This is a genomic window from Citrobacter sp. Cpo142 (assembly GCF_030332425.1).
Lineage (GTDB): Bacteria > Pseudomonadota > Gammaproteobacteria > Enterobacterales > Enterobacteriaceae > Citrobacter > Citrobacter portucalensis.
In genome coordinates, this window is the sequence record NZ_JAOWHW010000109.1 from 485,286 (window position 1) to 495,380 (window position 10,095).

Consider the following 10,095-nt stretch of genomic DNA (forward strand, 5'->3'; position numbering starts at 1 on the left):
CCAGTGACAGCTGGCGGTTTCACCCTTCTTTCGTGTGCTTCATTCTATACATAGCGCTATCCGCATTCTGAATGGCCACATCCAGTTCATCGTTCACCTCTGCAATTCCCCACGATACTGACAATGGCACGGTATGGCCGTCCACAACGAACACATGACTGGTCACCTGCCCGCTAATACGTTGCGCGATTGCTATAGCGTCAGTTGCCTGTGATCGAAACAGCAGGATCATAAATTCATCCCCGCCGGTACGAATCACAATATCGTGGCTGGTGCGGGTGTTTGACAGCATCCTGTTGGCGATAATTTGCAGCGCGCGATCGCCTGCCGCGTGGCCCCAGGTATCATTGACGGCCTTGAATTTATTGCAGTCCAGTAGCACCACCGAACAGTGTGATAAATCCCGACGCTTGATAATGTCGAGTATTCGGCGGTTAAAACAGCCGGTCAGCGTATCGATATAAACCTTGAGGTCGCTTTCATTCAGCCATGATTTGAGTGAGAAACTGATCATGATGAAAAAGAACGGCGCCAACAGAATCACGATCCCAGCATGTGTGTCGCGTACCATAAAACGACCTAATGATAGCGAATAGTGCAGTGCATATTTCTCCGAAAAATTGCGCACCATAAAGCGGGATTGACTTGTACATTTGCCGGATAAACAGAGACTCTCATGGTTTGTTAAATTCACCAACTCCACGTTCAGCTCCGGTGGAATTTGGTTGTCAAATGCATGGGCTAACGCTTCCTGCAATTCGGGCTTTGAATGGTCATAGACCAGATAGGCTACGATTTGGTCTGATATCTCTTTGCCAGACAGATCGTAGATATAACTCACCACGCTGTAAGCTTTTTCACCGGTAATTTTATCGGTATAAAAATTCGTCGAACTAAGGGCTTTGTTTTTGACGTTTTTTTGCAGTAATCGGGTATAGAAATCGACGGGCGGGTAGAAAAATTGAGTGATATCCCGCGCCATTTCAGAATTTGAGAAACTGAAATTGCGTGAATCGGAAGCCATAAACCAGTAAAAATAATCTGAATTTTTGGCGATGATATAACGATGTGCATCGAAGCTGCCCGGGTTTAGCTCATTGACCATACCGCGAATAAATTCAGCCGCCGTATACATACACAGCGCGTTGTGACTGGTTTGCTGGGCAACCATTGTCCCCGTCGCCGAATGCAGTCGCTTTGGATCGGCGTTAATTCCCCATTCATCCTCATCCCGGAGAACAAATTTTGAAATATCGCCGCATTGTTCCCCCGTTTTGATATGGTGATAACGCTCACCAATCGCATCGGCGATCAGCTCGTTATCGTTAAAAATGTCCATCATGCGCGCTTGCAGGCGGTTGACACCTTCGCTGGCAGCGGCCATTCGCTGTTCATAAATAATAAACAGAAACAACGAAGTAAATATCAACGTAATGAGCCCTGATACCAGCAGTGCCTGCCTGTTTCTGAGCTTATCCTGCACAATCTTCACGAGTCCACCCTGATAGTTAACAGTATTGCCAAATCGGTTACCCGTTTATGTTGTTGCATAACAGCGTTGTACGTTGATAGAGAATGTTTGCCACTCCGAAGCAGGTAAGTTGATGTAGCCCGCAGTCGCGCGCTTAGGTTACATATTTATACAATAAAATCACATATTTGTTAACATAAACGCAAACTAATCATCACCTTCGATAGGATATCCTGCCCGCCGGATGGCCTCGCGGCAGTCGTTTACGCCTGCGGCATAGCCCGCCTCAATCTCACAAACCGGACTTGCGCTGCAATAAGGTAGTGTAACCGGAGTCGCAATAATTTTCTCCAGCGCCTCAATTTTATCCATGTAAAGCAATAACTCACGTGCAGCACTCACGGCAAATGCTGCCGTTTGATCTTCGGAGAACGGTTCCAGAAGTGTGATTTTTTGCTGTAGCAGATGGCGGGTCAACATCATCATCAATACCCTCAAAGTTGGTTTGCTTAAAGAGTAGCACTACATCAAAGGGGAGAAAGGCTCGATGTTTTCCCCAGAATTTTAAATAAAGAACAAGGGGAATGTTTCCTGGTTGCTAACCACTGTCAGGCATGCCCGGAATCTATACAGTTCAGTCATCCTGGTTGTGCAACTATTAATTAAGTTGACTTCAAAAAGTCCCTTGCGAGACACTGGTTTAAAGCATACCAAATATGGGTGAACTTGTTGAGACATCTGTTGATTAAATTAGTTGTGTTAAGCGTTGGATTTTTAAGCGCTGGGGACATACTGGCAAATACTCCGGAACAGGTAGTCACCGCTTTCCAGAGGGATTATAAATATTGGAATGACCAGTCATTCCTGAGAAATCAGAACGATGGAAAGCAAGAAGTTATGCTCCAGGCCCAGAAGAGTTGGAATGAGCTTTTGAAAAAATATACAAAACCTGGTTTTCAGGGCGAGCCTATAGCTTTTGGTTCTGAGTCTAGTCATGACCCTGAGCAAGAGAAGATCATATCGGTTCAGATTACTGAAAAAATAGCGGTCGTAACGACCAAATTATCAAGGCAGTATTATTCACCTATTTATGAATATCAATTGTCCAAAGAAAATGATACCTGGTATCTATCTCAGATCTTTTTAGTTGATGACGATGGAAAATATCCGAGTTTGTAATAACAGTGTACTTGTACTCATTGTTTCCATACTGCCTGAGACTGTCAATCGCTGGACGACTCTGAGCGTGAAGCGGACCAGACTATCTGATGAAAAGTCTGATGAAAAGCTTCACTCATACTGTCGGGACAGCGATAAGCGAGGAACTCACGTTGTGCTTGCATCAGGATGACCTGGAATGATGGAGTTAACATCTCAATTGTTCATAGCAGCGCTGAGTGGATTCAGGATATCGCGGGGCGTATTGGACGTATAACGTTTATCGCGTACCTAAGAAGTTAAGGCCAGAGATTTTAATTATTACATTTTCTTTTTTAAGATAGTGGTTTTTATCTATTTTTTAGAATAAACATATCTGGCCAGATATTCTTCTTCATAACAACCCGATGAGTTAAAAAAATCTGCCATAATGACAGATTCTTTTAATCTATCATTAGAGATTTGCAACGTTATGATATACTTTTTGAACATCATCGTCATCTTCAAGGGCATCAACAAGCCCTGCAAAGACTTCTAAATCTTCTGGTGAAAGTTCAATTTCTGATTGAGCAATCATCTCTAATTCTGTGGTAGTGAATTCAGTAATCCCTGCGGCTTTTAAAGCTGCAATGCCTTTGTGAAGATCTGTAGATTCCGTATAAATAACGATGTTTCCTTCTTCTTCGGTTACATCACGAACATCTACTTCAGCATTAAGCAAAATTTCAAAAATGTGGTCAGGATCTGTCCCTTCAAATACAATCACTCCGGTATTGTCAAACATATAGCTGACAGAACCAGCCGCTCCGATATTCCCGCCTTTTTTATTAAAAATTGAGCGGACATTAGCAATCGTACGGTTAACATTTGAAGTCAATGTTTCAGCGATAATCAGTGAGCCACTGGGACCAAAGCCTTCATAACGCCCTTGCACGAACGTTTCATCGCTGCCGCCTTTGGCTTTATCAATAGCTTTATCAATAACGTGTTTTGGAACCTGCGCTTGTTTAGCACGTTCAATAACGAATTTTAAAGATGTATTTAATTCTGGGTCTGGTTCGCCTTGTTTAGCAGCAGCATAAATTTCTACACCGAATTTTGCATATACATTAGACGTTGCTCCGTCTTTAGCTGTTTTTTTAGCAACAATATTTGCCCACTTACGTCCCACTGGAATGATCTCCTCAAAAATTCATTTACATAGCCGACAGGTAAATAACCTAGCATTACATTATATCATGACGTATAAATCCTCGTCCATGAAAAATAAAATATCCAAATTTTACGATATGTTACTTTAATTTTATCAATAGTTAACATTTTGGATAAATTATCCCCTGACTATCTTCAGGTTTTTTGTGCGTAATAAATGAACCGCACCAATAATGCATAAAAGAAGAGAAACAAAAGTGATATTCCAGATAAACACACTTGCTATTAAAGTTAGCTCAGTACTGCTTATAGCGAGGTATCGACACACAAATTTAGTCAGGCCAGAGGCGCAAAATAATGGCCGTTCAAGACAACGACACGTGTGGAAAAGAATGGAAAAACTGGCCATTTGATGACCAGTTTTGCAGGGGGTTTGCAGAAAAACTTAAAAACGATAACCCGCAGAGAACATAAACACCCACGGATCAAGGCGTACGCTGTCTCGCTGCTGTACACCGCCCATTTTATAGCTTGCGGTGGTGTCGATATCCATGTACCACACCGACATGTTAATCAGCCAGTCACGGTTAATCAGATAGTCCATACCAACTTGCCCTGCTGCGCCCCAGGAATCTTTCAGACTCAGGTCCGATAACCCCGCTTCTTTACCGTTGTCGTTAAAGCCTTCATCGAAGAAGGTCGTGTAGTTCACCCCAACACCTACGTACGGACGCAGTTTACTGCTGGAGTCACCGAAGTACCACTGCGCCATTAACGTCGGCGGTAAATGATGTACGGTGGCAATATCACCCGTTGCAGCAGTGCCGATTTTATGGCGGAACGGCGTAGCTGCCAGTAATTCAACACCGATATTGTCGGTTGCCATGTAGGTAAATGTCAGACCCAACTGCGTGTTATTGCTGACATCAAAGCCACCTAAGCTGCCCAGCGTACCACCTGCACCTTCCGTCGGCCTGACGGTGGCAGAACCTGCACGAATAAAGAACTCTCCAGCTTCATGCGCAAATGCGTTACCAGAGAGAAGAGTTGTTAAAGCCAATGCTGCAACTGTTAATTTTTTCATGTCCGCTCCATCGTTATGGTTATAAAAGCGGAACGAATATACCCACATTGGAGTAATAAGTGATCTAACATGGATCACATTGACTTTGATAATTTAACATTTATTGATCCAGATTAAGTTAGAACTTGCATTCAAAATCCTGGTTAAATTAATTCAGATCAATTTTGATATATTTTCAATGTGCAAGTACCTCCAGCTCATTGCTGATGGGTGATGGATATCTGCTCGTGATGCGCAGATAACAAACAGCGTTCATGCACGACGCTGAAGTCATAGCTAAAAATTACTGCAGCTTTACAAAGATATGCTTTTCCATACATCGCGCGATGCTGCCACTGTAGAGTTATCCAGGGTACAATTGCCCGCAAATGAACACCTGCAAAACTCAAGGAGAGTGCATGTCTATCACGGCGAAGTCCGTTTACCGTGACACGGGAAACTTTTTCCGTAATCAATTCATTACCATCTTGCTGGTATCGTTGTTGTGCGCGTTTATCACAGTGGTGTTAGGGCATGCCTTTTCCCCCACTGACGCACAAATTGCGCAACTCAGTGAAGGCGATCAGTTAACCAGCAGCGTGGGGCTGTTCGATCTGGTGCAAAACATGACCCCGGAGCAACAGCAAATTTTGCTACGCGCTTCCGCGGCGTCGACGTTTTCCGGTCTGATTGGTAATGCCATCCTCGCCGGGGGTGTCATCCTGATGATTCAGCTGATTTCAGCAGGTCATCGGGTCAGCGCATTACGTGCCATCGGCGCCAGTGCGCCAGTGTTACCGAAGCTGTTTATTCTGATTTTTCTGACTACTCTGCTGGTGCAAATCGGTATTATGCTGGTTGTTGTACCCGGTATTCTGCTGGCGATCCTGCTGGCACTCGCCCCTGTGATGTTGGTACAGGACAAAATGGGTGTCTTTGCCGCGATGCGCAACAGTATGCGTCTGGCGTGGTCGAATATGCGACTGGTTGCGCCGGCAGTGATCGGTTGGTTGCTGGCAAAAACGCTGCTGTTGCTTTTTGCGCCAAGTTTTGCAGTACTTACGCCGAATGTAGGCGCGGTATTGGCGAATACGCTGAGCAATATGATCTCCGCCGTGTTGCTGATCTATTTGTTCCGCCTGTACATGCTGATTCGCCAATAAACCCTGAACGCATTCCGGGCTTGTACCCGGTGCTTTTGATGACGGAATCGAAGAATGAAGCAGTTTCTTGATTTTTTACCGCTGGTTGTCTTTTTTGCTTTTTATAAGCTTTATGACATCTATGCTGCGACCTCGGCGCTGATTGTCGCGACGGCTGTAGTGTTGATTTACAGCTGGGTTCGCTATCGCAAGGTCGAGAAGATGGCGTTAATCACCTTTGTCCTGGTGGCCGTATTTGGTGGCCTGACTATTTTTTTCCACAACGATGAATTCATTAAGTGGAAAGTAACGGTGATTTACGGGCTGTTTGCTGGTGCTCTGTTGGTTAGCCAGTGGGTAATGAAAAAGCCGCTAATTCAGCGCATGTTAGGTAAAGAGCTGACCCTGCCGCAGCCGGTGTGGTCGAAACTTAATTTAGCCTGGGCCGTCTTTTTCATCCTGTGTGGTCTGGCGAATATCTATATTGCATTTTGGCTACCGCAGAACATTTGGGTCAACTTCAAAGTGTTCGGCCTGACCGCCCTGACTTTATTCTTTACGCTGCTGAGTGGGGTATATATTTACCGTCATCTGCCGCAAGAAGATAAATCGTAATACATGCTCGCCAGATCTGCGGATCTGGCGAATTTTTATCCCTTCGCGTTCCATAGAGCTGACAACCTGACTTACATCTGCTCTGCACGCCGCATCCCCTCTGTTCTCAACGCACAAATTCTAGTAGCATCGCGCCTGTAATCTTTCTCTATAGTCGGTTCTACAATGACAACAACGAATAACACTCCCCAGGGTGAACTGGTTTTACGCACTCTGGCCATGCCTGCCGATACCAACGCGAACGGTGATATTTTTGGCGGCTGGCTGATGTCACAAATGGATATAGGTGGCGCGATTCAGGCCAAAGAGATCGCACATGGTCGTGTGGTAACGGTGCGGGTTGAAGGAATGAGCTTTTTGCGGCCGGTCGCCGTAGGTGATGTAGTGTGTTGTTACGCGCGCTGTGTGAAACGCGGGACAACCTCAATCAGCATCAATATTGAAGTTTGGGTGAAGAAAGTCGCTTCTGAACCTATTGGGCAGCGCTATAAAGCCACCGAAGCTCTGTTTATCTACGTTGCCGTTGATAAAGACGGGAAACCGCGTCCAATTCCCACGTTGGCCTGATAGCACACGTCAGTAATGCTATCCGGCAATGATCACTCTTGATCATTGCCGGACGGCCTGATGCTTACTCGATTTGCGTTGTGCCGTTTAATTTGAAAACAATATTCACCACGAGTCCGGAACCGGGTTTACCTGCCTCATAACGCCATCTACGCATCGCATTTTTCACTTCACGCTCAAACATATTGGCAGGCTGTGCAGACAGGATCTCCACATTTTCAACCCGACCATCCGGCGTTACGTTAAATTTGACCTTTACCCGTCCTTCAATGCGCAGCGCCTGAGCTCGCGCCGGATACTGAGGCTGATTACGGCTTAAAGCGCGTGGACCTGATGGCGCACTGACCACCGGTTTGCTGGTAGTTGCCGGCGCGGTATTGGTCATTGTGCGAGTAGGTGCCGTATTTTCCAGTGGGGAGGCCGGGCGCGGTTCTGCTGGTTTAACATCGCGTTTCGGCTGCTCTTCCACCTTTTTCACCGGTTTTGGCTTCGGTTTAGGCTTGGGCTTCGGTTTTTCAATCACCACCGGTGCCTCTTTTGGTGGCTCTGGAATCGGTTCTGGTTCCGGTTCAGGCTCGACAACGGGTTCCGGCGGCGGCTGAACGGCCTGAGGCGGTTCAAGGTCGGCAGGCGCGACCATCGTGACAGAGATCGGCTGCGCTGGCGCAGGCAGTTCAATAACCTGATGTACCGAGGTATACAGCAAACCAGCCACTACGGCACCATGAATGCCGACAGATAGTAAAGTTGGCCAGGGAAAGCGACGAGGTAAATCAAGGGTCATTGAAGTCATAATCGTTTCAGTAAAAAAACCAGGCCCTGATTTTAAATGCAAATAGCAATCATATTCAATAAGCCCGTGGCGGTAACTGACATTTAAAACGCGATTTTATGATAAAAAACCGCTTTCAGAGTATGGCCTTAACATATCAGTTATCTTTCCGTTGCAGTTGTTAGGCCTTTCCAATAACGTTATTAACGACTTTTACCGTTCAAGGAGCTCTACCCGTGCTGTATGTTATTTACGCTCAAGATATCGCAGACTCTCTCGAAAAACGTCTCTCCGTGCGCCCTGCTCATCTGGCTCGCCTGCAACTCCTTCATGACGAAGGTCGTTTGCTCACGGCGGGCCCCATGCCAGCGGTCGATAGTAACGATCCCGGTGCGGCGGGTTTTACCGGCTCGACGGTGATTGCCGAATTTGAATCTTTGGAGGCGGCACAGGCGTGGGCGGAAGCCGATCCGTATGTGGCGGCGGGCGTGTATGCGCAGGTTTCAGTAAAACCTTACAAAAAGGTTTTTTGAATTTAAATAACTCACTTTAAATTCAAACACATAAGAACAAAATCCCATCCAAAATTAAAATTAAGGGCGCATTTAGGTACACATTGACCTACGCGTCCTCTCTTTTAGTTACCGCCTATACTTTCAGTCTGACATATGACTGGAGGTTTCTATGTGTGGACGCTTTGCACAGTCAATGACGCGTGAAGATTATCTTGCTTTGCTCGCTGATGAATCAGAACGCGATATTCCATACGATCCAGAACCCATCGGAAGATTCAACGTAGCGCCAGGGACAAAGGTTCTGCTTCTGAGCGAACGTGATGAGCAGTTGCATCTTGATCCAGTTATCTGGGGATACGCCCCCGGTTGGTGGGATAAACCGCCGCTGATTAACGCACGTTCTGAAACTGCGGCCACCAGCAGAATGTTTAAACCACTCTGGCAGCATGGCCGCGCAATTTGCTTTGCTGATGGATGGTTTGAGTGGAAAAAAGAAGGCGATAAGAAACAACCTTACTTTATTCACCGGGCAGACGGTCAGCCGATTTTTATGGCGGCGATCGGCAGCACACCATTCGAACGTGGAGATGAAGCAGAAGGTTTCCTGATAGTGACAGCTGCTGCCGACAAAGGGCTGGTAGATATACACGACAGGCGGCCTCTGGTACTTTCACCAGAAGCCGCTCGCGAATGGATGAGGCAGGACATTGGAGGGAAAGATGCTGCGGAAATTGCTGCCGACGGTTCCGTGTCGGCTGAAAAATTTATATGGCATGCCGTTACACGTGCCGTCGGGAATGTTAAGAATCAAGGACCAGAGTTAATAGAAACTATGCGTTAATGTATGATGCGGCAGGGAAAAACGTCTGCTTTGAGCAAGAAGCGGAAGTTAGGGATCCATGTTTACATCGATGTGTTCTGAATCATATGGAACAGATCACCTGACGTTCTTGTTTTTCGGTTAGTGTGATTTATTTCTCTAAATATTCAATACGATAGCTGTATGCAAATCTATAAATAGCAATTGGTTTAATTTATGTTGTATTTCAGTTTGTAGAATAGAGACTAACCAAATACATAAGGATTGTTCTTTACATGAAAACATTAGTAATTGCCACCACCATTTTAATTGGTACTTTTCTAAGCGGTTGCTCTGTGCAAAATGATAAAACACAGTTTCAAGGCCTGGGTCTGACATATCAGTCCGATGTCAAAAAACTGGATAATGGGAACTACCTCACTGAGGTAGAAGCTGCTCCTGCTGCAGGTCGTATACGAGGCGCTATTGGCACTGCAACAAAAAAGGCTTCTGATTTCTGTAGGGTACAAAATAAATCTATGAAAGAAGTCAGAACTGATATTGATACACACTTACTTGTTAATGGCGTTGCTCGCCTGACGTTTAAATGCGTTTAAATATTCCTACGGTTTATGATTTTTCATAAAACTAAGGTGGCTGTTGTGAAATATGTTCTCTCTGCGCATATTCTTACGGCCACTAGGTGATAATATAGTTATCCCCTAAAAACGTCCCTTTCCCTGTTGGAGATATTCCGATATTTGAATCGCCACGGATAATCTAGACACTTCCGAGCCGTTGATAATACAGGTTTTCATATTCAGCCGGTGGCATCTGATCA

General features: G+C 45.5%; 12 protein-coding genes and 1 pseudogene. 8 read left to right on the top strand and 5 right to left on the bottom strand.

Going from position 1 to position 10,095, the window contains the following annotated elements:
- Positions 1-19 precede the first annotated feature (19 nt).
- Together OGY18_RS09025 and OGY18_RS09030 are read right to left on the bottom strand one after the other, a co-directional pair.
- On the bottom strand, positions 20-1,492 hold the full coding sequence (locus OGY18_RS09025; protein WP_286552692.1) for a GGDEF domain-containing protein: 1,473 nt from the start codon (positions 1,490-1,492) through the stop codon (positions 20-22).
- Between the two features lie 186 nt (positions 1,493-1,678).
- Entirely contained in the window at positions 1,679-1,954 is a 276-nt protein-coding gene (locus OGY18_RS09030) for a hypothetical protein (protein ID WP_003833349.1), read from the bottom strand.
- A 258-nt stretch (positions 1,955-2,212) separates the two neighbouring features.
- Between OGY18_RS09030 and OGY18_RS09035 the strand changes: the two genes are divergently transcribed.
- Complete coding sequence (locus OGY18_RS09035; RefSeq protein WP_284969043.1) at positions 2,213-2,650, top strand: hypothetical protein; 438 nt, start codon at positions 2,213-2,215, stop codon at positions 2,648-2,650.
- Positions 2,651-3,083: 433 nt separating this feature from the next.
- Here OGY18_RS09035 and OGY18_RS09040 read toward each other — a convergent pair whose 3' ends face one another.
- Both OGY18_RS09040 and ompW read right to left on the bottom strand, forming a co-directional pair.
- Complete coding sequence (locus OGY18_RS09040; RefSeq protein ID WP_063940825.1) at positions 3,084-3,800, bottom strand: YebC/PmpR family DNA-binding transcriptional regulator; 717 nt, start codon at positions 3,798-3,800, stop codon at positions 3,084-3,086.
- A gap of 426 nt (positions 3,801-4,226) precedes the next feature.
- Positions 4,227-4,865 carry an outer membrane protein OmpW gene (gene ompW / locus OGY18_RS09045; RefSeq protein WP_126957511.1) on the bottom strand — a complete coding sequence of 213 codons (639 nt, stop codon included), beginning with the start codon at positions 4,863-4,865 and terminating at the stop codon, positions 4,227-4,229.
- A 292-nt stretch (positions 4,866-5,157) separates the two neighbouring features.
- On the opposite strand from ompW, the pseudogene OGY18_RS09050 reads away from it, so the two are divergent.
- From OGY18_RS09050 to yciA, 4 genes and pseudogenes are all read left to right on the top strand, one after another.
- Positions 5,158-5,235, top strand: a pseudogene (locus tag OGY18_RS09050) (YkgJ family cysteine cluster protein); the annotation flags it as partial.
- Positions 5,236-5,263: 28 nt separating this feature from the next.
- Complete coding sequence (locus tag OGY18_RS09055; protein WP_003020663.1) at positions 5,264-6,007, top strand: YciC family protein; 744 nt, start codon at positions 5,264-5,266, stop codon at positions 6,005-6,007.
- A gap of 54 nt (positions 6,008-6,061) precedes the next feature.
- Positions 6,062-6,601 (top strand): septation protein A, encoded by a 540-nt coding sequence (locus OGY18_RS09060; RefSeq protein ID WP_003020667.1) that lies wholly within the window; start codon positions 6,062-6,064, stop codon positions 6,599-6,601.
- A 165-nt stretch (positions 6,602-6,766) separates the two neighbouring features.
- Complete coding sequence (yciA, locus tag OGY18_RS09065) at positions 6,767-7,168, top strand: acyl-CoA thioester hydrolase YciA (RefSeq protein WP_003020670.1); 402 nt, start codon at positions 6,767-6,769, stop codon at positions 7,166-7,168.
- A gap of 64 nt (positions 7,169-7,232) precedes the next feature.
- On the opposite strand, the gene tonB is transcribed toward yciA, so the two are convergent.
- Positions 7,233-7,961 carry a TonB system transport protein TonB gene (gene tonB / locus OGY18_RS09070; RefSeq protein WP_168150127.1) on the bottom strand — a complete coding sequence of 243 codons (729 nt, stop codon included), beginning with the start codon at positions 7,959-7,961 and terminating at the stop codon, positions 7,233-7,235.
- Positions 7,962-8,176: 215 nt separating this feature from the next.
- On the opposite strand from tonB, the gene OGY18_RS09075 reads away from it, so the two are divergent.
- The 3 genes from OGY18_RS09075 to yegR all read left to right on the top strand — a co-directional run bounded on the left by OGY18_RS09075 (position 8,177) and on the right by yegR (position 9,871).
- Entirely contained in the window at positions 8,177-8,473 is a 297-nt protein-coding gene (locus tag OGY18_RS09075) for a YciI family protein (RefSeq protein ID WP_003020675.1), read from the top strand.
- Positions 8,474-8,624: 151 nt separating this feature from the next.
- On the top strand, positions 8,625-9,296 hold the full coding sequence (locus OGY18_RS09080; RefSeq protein ID WP_071701165.1) for an SOS response-associated peptidase: 672 nt from the start codon (positions 8,625-8,627) through the stop codon (positions 9,294-9,296).
- Positions 9,297-9,550: 254 nt separating this feature from the next.
- The gene (yegR, locus tag OGY18_RS09085) at positions 9,551-9,871 is read left to right on the top strand and encodes a lipoprotein YegR (protein WP_004197483.1); all 321 of its coding nucleotides are present in this window, start codon (positions 9,551-9,553) and stop codon (positions 9,869-9,871) included.
- Positions 9,872-10,095: the final 224 nt, after the last annotated feature.

Excerpts from the sequence above, each read along its gene's own strand:
- OGY18_RS09060 (WP_003020667.1), top strand. The coding sequence starts at position 6,062 with ATGAAGCAGTTTCTTGATTTTTTACCGCTGGTTGTCTTTTTTGCTTTT.
- yegR (WP_004197483.1), top strand. The coding sequence starts at position 9,551 with ATGAAAACATTAGTAATTGCCACCACCATTTTAATTGGTACTTTTCTA.
- tonB (WP_168150127.1), bottom strand. The coding sequence starts at position 7,961 with ATGACTTCAATGACCCTTGATTTACCTCGTCGCTTTCCCTGGCCAACT.
- OGY18_RS09080 (WP_071701165.1), top strand. The coding sequence starts at position 8,625 with ATGTGTGGACGCTTTGCACAGTCAATGACGCGTGAAGATTATCTTGCT.
- yciA (WP_003020670.1), top strand. The coding sequence starts at position 6,767 with ATGACAACAACGAATAACACTCCCCAGGGTGAACTGGTTTTACGCACT.
- OGY18_RS09030 (WP_003833349.1), bottom strand. The coding sequence starts at position 1,954 with ATGATGTTGACCCGCCATCTGCTACAGCAAAAAATCACACTTCTGGAA.
- ompW (WP_126957511.1), bottom strand. The coding sequence starts at position 4,865 with ATGAAAAAATTAACAGTTGCAGCATTGGCTTTAACAACTCTTCTCTCT.
- OGY18_RS09055 (WP_003020663.1), top strand. The coding sequence starts at position 5,264 with ATGTCTATCACGGCGAAGTCCGTTTACCGTGACACGGGAAACTTTTTC.